This is a genomic window from Desulfitibacter alkalitolerans DSM 16504 (assembly GCF_000620305.1).
In the GTDB taxonomy this organism is placed as follows: domain Bacteria; phylum Bacillota; class DSM-16504; order Desulfitibacterales; family Desulfitibacteraceae; genus Desulfitibacter; species Desulfitibacter alkalitolerans.
In genome coordinates, this window is the sequence record NZ_KK211102.1 from 68,014 (window position 1) to 81,893 (window position 13,880).

Consider the following 13,880-nt stretch of genomic DNA (forward strand, 5'->3'; position numbering starts at 1 on the left):
CAACCACCTCCTATACAACGCTTTTTAATACTTTATTTGATGATACAATACTCTTGTTTAAGCCAAGCTTCTCTTTACTGATGCCAAAAGCTACTCCCATTAGCTGGGTAAAATAAATTACAGGGATGTCATAGGTTTTGCCATACTTTTTGCTCACCTTGTCTTGATAGGCATCAAGATTTAATTGACATACCGGACATGTAACAGCCACAGCCCTTGCACCTGCCTCTTTGGCTTCATCCAGCAGTTCCTTGATCATCTTCAAGGCAAGGTCCTCATTGGAAATAACCAGGGAGTTGCCGCAGCACCTTGTTTTGCGATAGTAGGGTAAGACCTTTGCCCCCAGACCTGCTAACAACTCATCAAGAGATGTTGGCTGTTCCGGATCATCAAATCCACCAGGTCTGACAATCTGGCAGCCGTAGTAGGGCACTACCTCTAAATCCTTGAGCGGATTGACAACTTCTTTTTGGATTCTATCCAAACCTATATCCTCCATGAAAATCTGCAGCAGGTGTTTGACCTTTGGTTTTGTTATTATACTCTTGTCATTACCACCTGTAAGCAATTGGGTTAGCTCATTTGCCAGATCTGGATATTTTGCAAATTTAACATGAACCTGACTCAGCCTCATATAGCATGCATTACAGGATACTACGAGTTCCTCCTGTTTGCACTTCATTAGATTTAGACCTGCCAGGGCCAGGGCCATTTTTTGATCCTCTGCTGCAGCAGCTGTAGCCCCGCAGCAATTCCAGTCCTTAATTTCTAACAATTCCATTCCTAACTTTTTGCAGGATTCATCAATGGACATTTGATAGTCTAATGCTGCACCATGAAGCGAACAGCCTGGATAATATGAATATATCATTTCCTTCCCTCCCTTAACCGGGAAAGTATTCTCCGGAATTCCTCTTTATTTGCTATTGACGGAGCAGTTAAATGCATCCTCCCCCTTACCAGCAGCTTTACTCCCAGGGGTGCCATGCCAAGCATTTTCATTGGATTTGTCTTAAGTGCAAAGATGGTCATGAGCTTTCCTTCATTTAACCGTCCATTATCTGTAACCAGCTTGTTAAAAGTCTTGTAAAGTACAGGTCCAGGCAGTTTTTTGTCAACATACCCCTGTTCAATAGCCATATTTTTTAATAGATAAATGATTTCTGTGACAGGAATACCTCGCGGACAACGAACACTGCATGAATAGCACGATGCACATAGCCAGATTGCCTTACTGCTTAAAACCTCCCTCTTCATTCCAACCATACCCATAAGTATCATTTTCCTTGGTGTAAACTCCATCTGGAAGCTGGACGGACAGCTTCCTGAACAGGTTCCACACTGGATACATTGGACTATCTTTTCTCCTCCTGGCACACTTTTGATGGCACTAATAAAGCTTTCATCTAGCTGTTCCTGTTTAAGTACAGGTATAGCAACCATGGTCTCCCCCCTTACTCTTGATCAAATCATATTTACCATTTTTCCAATAATGTTTATAGATTTTCGAATTTTCAGTTATTTAATTTTTAAATAGCAACTATGCCATTCCTTAATCAACAAATTCTAGGCAGCTCCTCTCCTTCCAACAGCATTAGAGGTCTTTTAACTCCCAAATCCGTTTCCAGCAATACCGTACCTTTTAAATCCCTTGAGGCAACCCTGCCAATAACCTGTGCATTTTTGCCCAGTGGATGGGATTGCAGCACTCTCATTATTTCTTCCTCCTTACTGGGATTGGCAATAATAGCAAGCTTGCCCTCATTGGCAAGGTAGAGGGGATCAAGGCCTAACATATCACACCCGGCTCTTACTGAGGGGTGCAGGGGAATTGCCTTTTCACAAATTTCCATTTTCGTTCCAGACTGATGTGCCAGCTCTAGTAAAATGCTTGCCAGTCCCCCTCGAGTGGGATCTCGCATACATGAAATCCCTCCAACATCAAGCAGCTCTTTTACCAGTCCATTTAATGGTGTACAATCACTTTTCAGGTTCACTCCAAAGGATAAGCCCTCTCTGCAGCTTAGTATGGCCATGCCATGGTCACCTATGGTTCCATTAACGATTACCAGATCATCAACATTAATATTTTTTGGAGATACAGAAGCACCCTCCGGGACTATCCCAATTCCTGAGGTGTTAATGTAAATCCTATCCGCACTCCCCCTTTCAACTATTTTTGTATCACCTGTCACAACATACACATCTGCCTCTACAGCTGTCTCATATAAAGATATTAGTATTTCCTGCAAATCCTTTATTAAAAACCCTTCTTCTATAATCAAACCCACACTCATGTATTTGGGGATGGCACCTGCAGCTGCCAGGTCGTTTATTGTGCCGCAAGCAGCCAATTTGCCTATGTTCCCCCCGGGAAAAAATATTGGAGATATGACAAAACTATCTGTGGTCATGGCAATTGTGCCCTTTTTAAGGGGCAGCAGGGCAGAATCATACAACTCATGACCATTGTTATTATTAAAAATCGGATATATGATTTCTTCAATGAGCTCCCTGGAAAGTCTGCCTCCACTTCCATGGGCTAGAGTAATTGTATCCATTAAGTTCCTCCTAATTTACTTCCTTTTTATTTTCTTGGTTTACTGCCCTTAAGCTTCATAACGATAGTAAGCAGCACATGCTCCCTCAGTTGAGACCATACATGGACCAAAAGGATTAAGGGGTGTACATAAGCCTTTAAACAAATCACATTCATTGGGTGTTTTTAACCCCTTTAATATATCACCACATGAGCAAATTGCTTCTTTTTCATTTATATAATGATGATCCATTGCTAAACCAAATTTCACAGATGCATCGTAATCTCTATATTCTTCTCTTATATGCAGGCCGCTGTTGGGTATCACACCAAAGCCTCTCCACAGCACATCACCTGTCCTAAAAACTGTGTCCATGGTCTTTCTGGCTATGGGATTCCCATCTGGTTTTACTCCTCTAATATACTGAATATCTATTTTGGCCTTATTCTGTCTCATTTGCAGCAGCAGAAGGTACAGTCCATCTAATATGTCATGGATTTCAAAACCTGTAATAACACAAGGCTTCTTATACTGCTCTGCAACAAAGGTATAGGGAGAAGTTCCAATAATTGTACTTACATGGCCTGGGCAGATGAAACCATCAAGCTTTACCGAACCATCACAAAGGAGAGCCTCCAGCGCAGGAGGAACAAGCTTATGCATGGAATAAACAGAGTAGTTTCCAAGGCCCTGGCTTTTGGCTTGAATTATGGACAAGGCTGCTGTAGGAGCTGTAGTTTCAAAGCCAACTCCCAGGAATACCACCTCATGATCAGGGTTATTGCTGGCTAATCTTAATGCCTCTAGGGTTGAATAAACAACCACCACACCAGCACCCTGGCTTCTTGCTGCATTTAGAGTGCCTTTACTCCCCGGCACCCGCAGCAGGTCCCCAAAGGTTGCTATTATAACCCTTTTGTCTTTGGCTAGCTCCAGGTAATTATCAATCTCCCTATCATGGGTCACACATACAGGACATCCCGGCCCGGAAATGAGTCTAATGTTATCTGGAAGTACCCTTCGCAATCCGCTCCTGCCTATGGCCATGGTATGGGTCCCACAAATTTCCATTATGGAAACTGCAGGCAATCCCCGGGCTAGAGTTTCAATGTCTTTAAGTTTTTCAGAATAATTCCTCTCAGTATTGTGAAGCTTCATGGATTTCCTCCCACAGCTTAAGGGTCTCTTTTGCCTCAGCCTCGTCAATTTTATGAATGGCATATCCTGCATGGACTAACACCCAATCACCTGGAAGTGCCTCGGGCGTTAAGGCAATGGAAATATTTTGTGTCAAGCCATTGACCTCCACAACTGCCATTTCCCCATCAGTACTTATTATTTTAAAGGGTACTGCCAGACACATGCTCATGCACCTCATTTCCTATTATAACCTGCCCCAGGGATATGCCCCCATCATTGGCAGGAACCTGCTTGTGACAATAAACCAGCAGACCTCTTTCTTTTAAAGCATTCACCAAGAGCTGTGTTAAAAGTATATTTTGAAAAACTCCCCCTGATAGGACAACCTTTTGCAGTCCTGTTTTTTCTGCAATGGCAAGGATGCCATCTTTTATTGCAGCTGCAATACCAAGGTGAAATTTATATGCCATTTCCTCAGGTCCAACAGCCCTTTCTAAATCGAAAAGTATTTCTTCCCACATGCCTGCAGTGTCTAATTCAAACATGACCTGTTTTCCGGGATGCATTTGCAGTGTGTAATGCTCTTTAACCGGCCTGGACTTCCTGGCTAGGCTCTCTAGCTCCATGGGTGCCTGCCCTTCATAGGACTGGCTTTTACATACACCCATGAGTGCTGCCGCTGCATCAAACAGCCTGCCGCAGCTTGAAGTCATTACCGTATTGATTTTTCTTTCAAGCTGTCTTTCAATTACCCTTGCCTCATTATCCTCAATGCCCTTGAGCCATTTGGCGGCAAGTTTCCTCCCATGGCTGCCCAGGGTTGTGACAAGAAAGCTGTATGCCATACGTTCTGGTCTTTTTATGGTAATATCCCCACCAGGCAGGGGCACCTGGGACAGGTGTCCAGCCCTTTCAAAGGAACCATAATCCCCAACAAAAAACTCAAAACCCCAGATGGTCCTGTCAGTTCCAAATCCCGTCCCATCACAGACAATGCCAATGACCTTTTCTGTTAATCCATTTTCAACCATACAGCTAACCATGTGGGCGTGGTGATGCTGAACACCTATAATGGACCCTCCCCATTTTGCAGATGCCTCCCGGGCATAATGTGTGGTCTGGTAATCTGGGTGCAGGTCATGGACAATGACTTCTGGTGCAATGTTTAAAAGTGAGGTCATTTTCAGGACTGTATCCCTGAACAGCTGCAGGTTTAAATAATTATCCATGTCACCCAAATACTGGCTTAAGAATACTTCCCTGTCTCTACCCAGGGCAAAGGTGTTTTTTAAATTACCGCCGCAAGCCAGTACGGGTTTTCCTATATTTGTATCTATACCTATGGGCAAGGGCACAAATCCCCTGGCCCTCCTTATTGGCTGCCAGTGGCCATTTATTACATGCCCTACCGAGTCATCACAGGGATTTTCAATTTGTCTATCATGTACTACAAGGTAATCAGCAAGATCCTTTAATTTTTCCCTGGCATCCTCATTTGTAGTAATTAAAGGGTTGCTTGCTAGATTAGCACTTGTTGCCACCAGAATTTTAACTTCAGGAGAAAACAGCAATAGATGCAGGGGTGTATAGGGAAGCATAAAGCCCAATGTATCCAGGCCGGGATTAATATCCCTTGCTAAAACCCTTTTAGCTTCATCCCTTTGCTTTAATATTACTATTGGCTTTGCCGGGCTCACCAGATATTCCTCTTCTGTTGTAGATAGAAAACAGCACTTTCTAACATTGTCCAGATCTGCTGCCATTAGTGCAAAGGGTTTTCCATCTCTTAGCTTATTGTTTCTTAATCTACTTACAGCAGCAGTATTAGCAGCATCACATATCAAGTGAAAGCCACCTAATCCCTTGACTGCAAGGATATTTCCATCTTGTATCAACCTGCTCAGGTCAACCTCATGTGAATATCCAAGAAACCTTCCCTGAAAATCTTCGACATATACAAGGGGGCCGCATGCTCTACAGGCATTTGGCTGGGCATGAAATCTTCTATCCAGCGGGTCCTCATATTCCTGCAGGCATTTGGGACACATTTTGAATTCCTTCATTGTGGTCAAATGCCTGTCATAGGGAATACCCTTGATAATAGTATACCTGGGCCCACAGTTAGTACAGTTGGTCAATGGATATAAATATCTTCGATTTTCTGGGTCCAGGATTTCTCTTGCACAATGGGAACAGATTCCTAGATCTGGTGTTATTAAGGCTTTTTTATTGCCAGATGTATGACTTTCCTGAATAAAAAATCCAGAATAATTCTTAAACTCAACCTCTTTAACTGAAAAACTCTCAATAACTGCCTGGGGTGGAGGTGCCTGCATTAAATCTTCAACAGCAAGGTTAACTGCCCTGGTGCTGCCCTCCCAATGAATGGTAACTCCCTCAGAGCTGTTATATACCCAGCCCTTCAAACCATATTTAAGTGAAATCTTATATACCCAGGGCCTGAAGCCCACACCCTGAACCACTCCTGAGATCTTTATTTCGCCAGCTGTTTTTTGGTTTTCCATGCTATTTCATCCCCTAGCCAGCTATACCAATCATCCATGCCTTCTCCTGTCAATGCAGATACTTGAAATATTTTTATCCTGGGATTAAGGCTGTATACATCATTAAAGAAACTATTCATGTTAAAATTGGTATAGGGAATTAAGTCTACCTTGTTTAAGATACAGGCTTTGGCTTCTGAAAACATCATAGGATATTTTAGGGGCTTGTCATCACCTTCTGGAACACTGCTGACAACTACCTTGAAATCCTCTCCCAGGTCAAAAACTCCAGGACAGACAAGATTTCCTACATTCTCAATGATTATAATGTCCAGGCCCTTTATGTTAAATTCTTCCATGGCCTTGTAAACCATATCGGCACTCAAGTGGCATCCGCCTTCTGTATTTATCTGGACCACTGAAACTCCATGGCTGTTTATCCTCTCTGCATCCCTGCTGGTCATGAGGTCACCTTCAATGACCCCTATATTAAATACTGTCTTTAACTCATCAATGGTTCTTTCCAGGAGAGTGGTTTTACCCGCTCCAGGAGAGCTCATCATATTAATGCACAAGGTTTTTTCTTTGGCAAACAAGCTTCTATTAAGCTGTGCCTGGCCCTCATTGCGGGTCAATATGTTTTTTACAACCTTGATTTTCATGGCTACTCCACCTACTCGCCTTCAATATAGTCAACATACAGCTCTCTGCCGGAAAGTATCTCCCTGGCGCCGCCACCACAGTTTTTACAGGCAGGGCCAAGGTTAATCAGGTACTCATTTGCACACCTGCTGCATAGTGCAACTGCTTTAATTTTTTCTACTTCAAGTACTGCTTCCTCATGTGGGGAGTTTTCAACAGACAACTGCCAGCAGAATTCAAGAACCTCTGGCACAACACCTGTGAGCTCCCCAACAACAATTTTTACCTTTTTTAAGGTTTTTATATTGTGCTCCTTTATCTGGCAATTTATCACATCTAACATATTGTCTAATATTGCCATTTCATGCAAATTAGTCACTTCCCATTTTTATTTTATCAAATAATTTAAATATTTTGTTAAATAATTTTCTATATACTTATGGTAAAAACCTTTAATATATCCAAGTTTCTTTTATTATTTTTTCCAATAATGGTAATGCAAAACATAAATAAACCATAAAATTATCTTATTAACCTATAAACAAAAGCTACTATCAAAGAGGAAAGACAAAGGAACCGTCCCTTTGTCTTTCTTTGTCTTGTTACATGCTCTATATCTTATTTGTCTTATAGCTCAAGATGCAGATTGCCCTCTGCATCAAACTTTAGTTTTTCTTCTCCTAATACTTCTACATAATCTCTTTCCTTGACCTGCTCAAGTAGAGCCTCAGATACAAGGATTTCTTTTACCTCCAAGGTGTTTTTAATGAATGCAACCCTGGCATCTTCCATTGTCACCTTTCTGTTGCAGCAGGACAGGGCGGTTAAAATAGCCTCTCTATCTGAGTTCTGGATAATGGGTATAAAACCTCTTTCTAGGAAGCCTGAGCATATTACATTGGCATAGGTAGTTTCCAGATCAACCTTTTCATACAACCTCCGGGTAATAACATCTGCAAGGCCTATTCCCAGGGCATTATGGTGACTTTCCTCTGTCAAGTCAAGGCAGACAATCCTGTAAATAAACAAATCATCACTTTCCTCTTGACCCCTGACAAGTATTCTGCCGGTAATATTAGAATCCATGCCTACTCCGCTAATGTTTTTGCCCATTTCCTGAACAACAAGAACATCAGCATTTCTAAAGGGCAGGCTCGGCATGAGCTTTTTAGCTTCAATAATTAGTTCCTTTTCTCTTTCTTCTATTTTATCCTTGGGTAAAACTTCAATGATAGCTGTAGTATCCTCGGCATTTTCCAAAACAGCTATCCCAAGAAGAATAGGTGCTTTTTCCATGATTACCATGGCAGCCCTTGGTATTAGCTTGGCAAGTCCATAGATGCCAAACTCATGGATAGCCAATGCTCCAATATGGTTTCCAAAACCAATGGCCACTTGCTTTAATAGACCACTTTCAGTAATATCATGAAAATCAGTATGGGGCTTGATTCTGTTCAGCAGAATAAGCCCATCCATTGCTAGGGCAATCTTGTCGCAATATACAGGCATTCCTTCAGGTTCAAGGGTTCCTACCTGCTCAACCTCCATGCTGCTTAAAACAGGTGCACCCACTGTCTCCTCTGTTATACCATAACCCTTTAAGTATTCTTCCTGACCCTCTGCAGTAGCTCCTCCATGGCTTCCCATTGCAGGAATTATATGAGGAATGGCACCGTGCTTTTTAACTTCAGCTACAACTGCTTTGACCATTTTGGGAATTTGGTATATACCCCTGCTGCCCACTGCAATTCCAATTTTGGCTCCTGGAGAAAACAGCTCCTTATACTGGCTTATACCATCAGCAATAGCTTCCTCAACATTTTCAATTTTTTTAACATTAAAGTCCTGTTTAATGCGATACATCCTGGGTATTTCTTTAACTCTCATTTTGTACCCCTCCATTTCAACTATTATTTTATATCCTTCCCTTTTGTTTTTCAACTTACATATGTAAAGAACAACCATCCCGGTTATTTTATTTCCCCAATCATAATTACTGCCTATCCCATGAATGCCCCACTAGCCTGCTCATGGGTTTGACCCTAACATCAGGTTGGTAAGCTGCTGCTATTGCTTAGAGTTTATAATCCAGCAGGCACATGGCCTGCTGGATTATATAAAAAGGAGGTTGGGTTAGGTGTTTATAGCTTTATCTAATAGCTCCATGGGATGGAGTGTATTAGCCTTGATCTTTCTGCTTCTGAGTCCATGGCCAAGCTGCATCATGCATGCTGGACAGGAGGTAGCTAGAATATTAGCTCCAGTTTCCCGAAAATTATCCAGCTTCATCTGGAGAATGGCCTCAGAGTTATCATCCTGGAGGAAGCAGTAGGAACCTGCTCCTCCGCAGCACCAATTTGCCTGCTTCATTTCTATAAATTCAACGCCAGGAATAAATTTAAGAAGCTCTCTTGGCTCCTGGTTTATCTTTAAGCCCCTCACGCCATGGCATGGATCATGATAGCTGACTTTGTATGCTACATTTTTGAGTTTTTGGGAATCTATTTCTAGATGTTCAAGTACAAACTTATTTACATCAATTATTTTATTGCTGATTTCTTCAGCCTTTTGACTATAATCTTTATCATCCTTTAAGAGCTCGGCATATTCTTTCAAGGTGCTGCCGCATGTTGCACAATCAATGACAATATAGTCCAGATCTTTGCCTGCAAACTTGTCAATATTGTCCTTGGCAAGTCTTCTTCCCTCATCAAAGTCTCCTGCACTTTGATGGGGTCCGCCGCAGCACTCAACCTCTGGAACATACACCTGACAGTTATGATGCTGAAGCACCTTTACAGTAGCTGCTGCAACCTGGCTGAAAAAGGCATTAGTGGCACATCCAACATAATAGCCCACCTTGAACCTGGGGTTAGCAATATTTTTTATTAGCTCTGGCGCCTGCTGGAAAAAACTCTTTTTTGGAAGTGGAGGCAGTAGGTCTTCCATTCTTTTTACTTTTTTCGCTACTCCCAGGATGCCGCTGCCCCTGACCAGCCATCTGGCCCCACTATGCTGATAAAAGCGAGCCAGGCTTGACACAGCCTTAAATCTTTTTTGGTTGGAAAAAATTCCCCTGTAAGCTGCTTTATGAAAAAGCGAAAACCCATTAGCAGCATTTATCTTCTCTCTTGCCTCCATCATGATTTTGTCAGTTGCTACAGATGATGGGCAGTTTGTGACACAGGCTTTACATAACAGACAGCTTTTAATATGCTGTTCTATTTCTGGTTCACTTCCCCATTTATAGCTGCCCTCACAAACCAGGCGAGCCAGCCTTACTCTGCCCCGGGCAACATTTGCTTCGTTTTTTGTAATTATATAGGTTGGGCAAACCTCCTGACAGAAGCCGCATTTGTTGCATTTTAAGATCTTTTCTTCCATCTAGCTCACCTCCACAAACCTTGGGTTGTTTGGGTACATAATCCTATTAGGGTCAAGGTTTCTTTTAATCCTGTTATACAAGATATCCACAGGTGACCTTTCGTCACTAAAGCTGAAATTAAACTCCTGCAGACGTTCCCCTAGCATTTTTTTAACTTCTTGCACATTGGCCGTAGTTGTTAATTGCACCAGGCCACTTCCCCCGTCCAGTAAAATGTCCATGGAGGTGTTATCCAATATTGCATCAAGCTCCCTTGGCAGATAATCTAATAAGGTTCTGCGATCTGTTCCAAGTATTATCTCTGCCTGTGAAGCCTTGCTGCCCAGCAGGTCTTCCAGGTAATCATCCACACTGTTTGTTCCTGTAATTATTTGTTTAATGTCTAGCAGACTTTTCAAGGAGTCAAGCTGATGAGTCACAGCCTGCCTGGAGCCGGCAAGGACAAAAACTCCTCCATATTTTGGGCCTTCATCTAGTCCCAGCAGCTTTCCTGACATACCCATAAAGGACACCAAAGCATACCTTTTTGCCAACACTTCCTTCATTTGCTGGGTCAAATCATCAATTGAAGCTGCATAGGTTATAAAAAGGGCTTTTTCAACGGGCATGGGAATTAACTTAAAAGTAGCCTTGACTATAACGCCCAGGGTTCCCCAGCTTTTGGCAAATAACCTTGTAAAGTCGTAGCCGGTAACATTTTTTACAGTTTTTCCACCTGTTTTTATAAGCTCACCTGTAGGGGTGATAAATTCAAGGCCTAACAAATAATCATGGATAGTACCACGGGCATACTGCTCAATGCCTCCTGCATCCCTGGCCAGCAAACCGCCGATAGTTGAGTTTGGCTTTTCATGATGACTTACCGGCAGTAAAAAATTATATTCTCTTAAAGCTTCAGCCAGCTCTTTAATACTAATTCCAGCTTCAACGCTAACTGTCAAATCGGCTTTAGCCAGTTCCACTATCCTGTTCATTTTGCGCATAGACAAATAGACCTTTGTCTTATCGGCTCCAATTATTTGGCTTCCGCTGCCAATAGGCACCATGCTTATCTTCTCATCATTGCACAGCTTAATAAAGGAACTAACTTCTTCAGAGCTTTGAGGATAAACTATTAGATTTTCCTCTATTCTATCTGCCTGTAATGTGGGCAATTTCTCCCTTATTCTTCCTTCAATAGAATTCATACTTATTGCCACCCTCCCATTAATGCCTTTTAACCAGCTTTAATAACCTTTCCAGGATTTAAAATTGAATTAGGATCTAAAATTTTTTTCATTTTTGCTTTAAATTCCAGATCATCCTTGCTGAATGCAAGCTCCATGTAGGGTAATTTTTCTAATCCAATTCCATGTTCTCCCGTTAAGCAGCCTTCCATATCAAGGGCGGCCTTAAATATCTCTGCACTAGCCTCTTCTGCTCTGTGATGTTCTGCCTCATCCTTTGGATCATACATCAAGTGCGGATGCAGATTGCCATCTCCTGCATGGGCTATCTGGGCAATGATAATATTATATTTCTGACCCAATTCTGTCACCTTGCGAAACATTTCTGGCAGTTTGCTCCTTGGAACTGTAGCATCTTGAACCATATAAGCAGGTTTTATCCTTCCTAAAGCTCCATTGCCGGAACGTCTGGCCTTCCACAGATTCTCACGTTCTGCTTCATTTTCAGCCTTTTTGTAACTGCTGGCACCCATCTCCTTACATATCCCAGCAATAGTATCAATCTGTTCATCAACTTCCACTTCATACCCATCAACCTCAATAAGCAGCAGGGCTTCAGCGTCCTTTGGGAAACCTAGATTTAAAAAGTCATCTACTGCCCTGAGGGTAGCTCTATCCATGATTTCCAGGGTGGTAGGTATAATACCCTTTGAAATGATAGCAGATACTACTTCTCCTGCCTTATCCAGACTGTCAAATATGGCAACCATGGTCCTTACTGCCTCTGGCTTTTTGGTAAGCTTTACAAGAATTTTGGTAATAACCCCAAAGGTTCCCTCAGAACCATTAAAAATTCCTGCCAGATTTGGCCTGTTATCAGCCGGATTTGGGAAACCACCAAGCTGTACAATTTCACCAGTTGGCAGTACAACTTCCATACCAAGAACGTGCTCCTTTGTGACTCCGTACTTTACTCCCTTGATTCCCCCTGCGCATTCTGCCACATTGCCACCAATGGTAGCAACCTTTAGGCTGGCTGGGTCAGGAGCAAACATGTATCCCATTGACTCTACGGCTTTAGTTAGGTTTAAGTTAATCACACCTGTTTCCACTAGGGCCGTTTCATTTATAACATCAATATCGAGAATCTTATCCATTTTAGTGAGAACAAGGATTATGCCCCCATCTGGAGTAACAGTTCCCCCACTTAAACAGGTTCCTGCACCCCTTGGTACTACCTTGATGCCTGTTTCATTGGCAAGCCTCATTATCTCTGCCACTTCCTCTGTACTTTCAGGAAATACAACAGCCCCAGGCTGGAATATAAATGGTGAAGAATCATATGCATACATTTCCATGGAAATCTTGCTTGTCAGCACATCATTGTTTCCCACAATTTTTTTTAATCGATTTATAATGTCTGATGTCATTGCTGGCCCTCCCTTTGAAGCATGTTCTTCATATGGAAGAAGAATGTATCTTCCCACGCATGGTATTAATTAAGTATAACGGGCCAGAAGGTAAAACTGGCCCGTTTTTGATTTTCTTAATAGTTATAATTTAAAACTGCATCAATTAGATCTGCACCAATTTCATTTTCAAATTCGGCATAAACTGGCATCATGGCTTCTAACCATACATCTTTATCAACTTCTGTTACAGTCATGCCCTTAGCCTTGATTTCACCTAATAAATTTGTATCCATTTCAGCTACCAGGCTTCTTTCAAAGTCTCTTGCCTCAATAGCTGCTTCAAGAATAGCATTTTGCACTTCTGGAGTCATCTCGTCAAAAAGCGCCTTGTTTATTAGAAGTGGTGCTGCGGCATAAAAGTGGCCTGTCATAGATAAATATTTTTGTACTTCAAAGAAGTTAGAAGTATAAATAATTGGGATTGGGTTTTCCTGACCATCAACTGTACCCTGCTGCAGGGCGGTAAATAGTTCTCCAAAAGCCATGGGAGTTGGGTCAGCACCTATGGTTCTAAAGCTGGCCATATGGATTTTATTCTCCATTGTTCTTATTTTTAATCCAGCTGCATCAGATGGCAGCACAACTTCTCTTCTTGAGTTAGTTAAGTTACGAAAGCCATTTTCCCAATAACCTAGCCCCAGAATGCCATTTTTCTCTAAATCCTTAAGTATGTCTTGGCCAATGGACCCATCAAGAACTGCATAAGCATGATCTCTAGACTGGAAAATAAATGGCAGGTCAAATACTAAAAATGCATTTGAAAATCCAGCCAGGGGAGCTGTGGAAACCAGGGTCATGTCTAATGTTCCCATCTGTACACCTTCAATAGCTTCCCTTTCATTCCCCAATTGAGAGCTGTGAAACACTTCCACAGTAACTAATCCATCTGTTTTTTCCTTTACTAATTCAGCAAACTTTTCTAGACCAAACTGATAAGGGTGGTCAGGAGCTAATACGTGGCCAACCTTTAATGACATTTTTTTTGGTGCATCTGTTCCAGCATTGTTATTGCCATCTGAGCCTTTATTTCC

The 13,880-nt window shown here is 42.1% G+C and carries 13 protein-coding genes; all 13 read right to left on the reverse strand.

Features of this window, described 5'->3' with window-relative positions; translation table 11 throughout:
* Positions 1-10: 10 nt before the first annotated feature.
* Positions 11-871: a CoB--CoM heterodisulfide reductase iron-sulfur subunit B family protein gene (locus K364_RS0114560; protein WP_028308626.1), complete on the reverse strand. Its 861-nt coding sequence runs from the start codon at positions 869-871 to the stop codon at positions 11-13.
* Complete coding sequence (locus tag K364_RS24285) at positions 868-1,443, reverse strand: 4Fe-4S dicluster domain-containing protein (RefSeq protein WP_035269564.1); 576 nt, start codon at positions 1,441-1,443, stop codon at positions 868-870. Before K364_RS24285 ends, K364_RS0114560 begins: the two co-directional genes overlap by 4 nt.
* Before the next feature lie 113 nt (positions 1,444-1,556).
* On the reverse strand, positions 1,557-2,561 hold the full coding sequence (hypE, locus tag K364_RS0114570) for a hydrogenase expression/formation protein HypE (RefSeq protein ID WP_028308627.1): 1,005 nt from the start codon (positions 2,559-2,561) through the stop codon (positions 1,557-1,559).
* Positions 2,562-2,609: 48 nt separating this feature from the next.
* Positions 2,610-3,698: a hydrogenase formation protein HypD gene (hypD, locus tag K364_RS0114575; protein ID WP_028308628.1), complete on the reverse strand. Its 1,089-nt coding sequence runs from the start codon at positions 3,696-3,698 to the stop codon at positions 2,610-2,612.
* The gene (locus tag K364_RS0114580) at positions 3,679-3,909 is read right to left on the reverse strand and encodes a HypC/HybG/HupF family hydrogenase formation chaperone (protein WP_242841717.1); all 231 of its coding nucleotides are present in this window, start codon (positions 3,907-3,909) and stop codon (positions 3,679-3,681) included. Before K364_RS0114580 ends, hypD begins: the two co-directional genes overlap by 20 nt.
* Positions 3,881-6,205 (reverse strand): carbamoyltransferase HypF, encoded by a 2,325-nt coding sequence (gene hypF / locus K364_RS0114585; protein ID WP_028308630.1) that lies wholly within the window; start codon positions 6,203-6,205, stop codon positions 3,881-3,883. The genes K364_RS0114580 and hypF overlap by 29 nt, the downstream gene beginning before the upstream one ends.
* Positions 6,175-6,846, reverse strand: a complete 672-nt coding sequence (hypB, locus tag K364_RS0114590; RefSeq protein WP_028308631.1) for a hydrogenase nickel incorporation protein HypB — start codon at positions 6,844-6,846, stop codon at positions 6,175-6,177. The genes hypF and hypB overlap by 31 nt, the downstream gene beginning before the upstream one ends.
* Positions 6,847-6,857: 11 nt before the next feature.
* The gene (locus tag K364_RS0114595) at positions 6,858-7,187 is read right to left on the reverse strand and encodes a hydrogenase maturation nickel metallochaperone HypA/HybF (RefSeq protein WP_035269808.1); all 330 of its coding nucleotides are present in this window, start codon (positions 7,185-7,187) and stop codon (positions 6,858-6,860) included.
* Positions 7,188-7,453: 266 nt separating this feature from the next.
* Entirely contained in the window at positions 7,454-8,713 is a 1,260-nt protein-coding gene (locus K364_RS0114600; protein WP_028308633.1) for a nickel pincer cofactor-dependent isomerase, group 22, read from the reverse strand.
* 246 nt (positions 8,714-8,959) lie between these two features.
* Positions 8,960-10,210, reverse strand: coding sequence for a (Fe-S)-binding protein (locus tag K364_RS0114605; protein ID WP_028308634.1), 1,251 nt, complete (start codon positions 10,208-10,210; stop codon positions 8,960-8,962).
* Positions 10,211-11,398 (reverse strand): FAD-binding oxidoreductase, encoded by a 1,188-nt coding sequence (locus tag K364_RS25755; protein ID WP_028308635.1) that lies wholly within the window; start codon positions 11,396-11,398, stop codon positions 10,211-10,213.
* 29 nt (positions 11,399-11,427) lie between these two features.
* On the reverse strand, positions 11,428-12,807 hold the full coding sequence (locus tag K364_RS0114615) for an FAD-binding oxidoreductase (protein ID WP_028308636.1): 1,380 nt from the start codon (positions 12,805-12,807) through the stop codon (positions 11,428-11,430).
* A 116-nt stretch (positions 12,808-12,923) separates the two neighbouring features.
* On the reverse strand, positions 12,924-13,880 hold a 957-nt coding region (locus K364_RS0114620), incomplete at its 5' end, for a TRAP transporter substrate-binding protein (RefSeq protein WP_028308637.1).

What these genes read in the sequence shown, in the direction of transcription:
- K364_RS0114560 (WP_028308626.1), bottom strand. Translation starts at nt 871, where the DNA reads ATGATATATTCATATTATCCAGGCTGTTCGCTTCATGGTGCAGCATTA.
- K364_RS24285 (WP_035269564.1), bottom strand. Translation starts at nt 1,443, where the DNA reads ATGGTTGCTATACCTGTACTTAAACAGGAACAGCTAGATGAAAGCTTT.
- hypE (WP_028308627.1), bottom strand. Translation starts at nt 2,561, where the DNA reads ATGGATACAATTACTCTAGCCCATGGAAGTGGAGGCAGACTTTCCAGG.
- hypD (WP_028308628.1), bottom strand. Translation starts at nt 3,698, where the DNA reads ATGAAGCTTCACAATACTGAGAGGAATTATTCTGAAAAACTTAAAGAC.
- K364_RS0114580 (WP_242841717.1), bottom strand. Translation starts at nt 3,909, where the DNA reads ATGAGCATGTGTCTGGCAGTACCCTTTAAAATAATAAGTACTGATGGG.
- hypF (WP_028308630.1), bottom strand. Translation starts at nt 6,205, where the DNA reads ATGGAAAACCAAAAAACAGCTGGCGAAATAAAGATCTCAGGAGTGGTT.
- hypB (WP_028308631.1), bottom strand. Translation starts at nt 6,846, where the DNA reads ATGAAAATCAAGGTTGTAAAAAACATATTGACCCGCAATGAGGGCCAG.
- K364_RS0114595 (WP_035269808.1), bottom strand. Translation starts at nt 7,187, where the DNA reads ATGGCAATATTAGACAATATGTTAGATGTGATAAATTGCCAGATAAAG.
- K364_RS0114600 (WP_028308633.1), bottom strand. Translation starts at nt 8,713, where the DNA reads ATGAGAGTTAAAGAAATACCCAGGATGTATCGCATTAAACAGGACTTT.
- K364_RS0114605 (WP_028308634.1), bottom strand. Translation starts at nt 10,210, where the DNA reads ATGGAAGAAAAGATCTTAAAATGCAACAAATGCGGCTTCTGTCAGGAG.
- K364_RS25755 (WP_028308635.1), bottom strand. Translation starts at nt 11,398, where the DNA reads ATGAATTCTATTGAAGGAAGAATAAGGGAGAAATTGCCCACATTACAG.
- K364_RS0114615 (WP_028308636.1), bottom strand. Translation starts at nt 12,807, where the DNA reads ATGACATCAGACATTATAAATCGATTAAAAAAAATTGTGGGAAACAAT.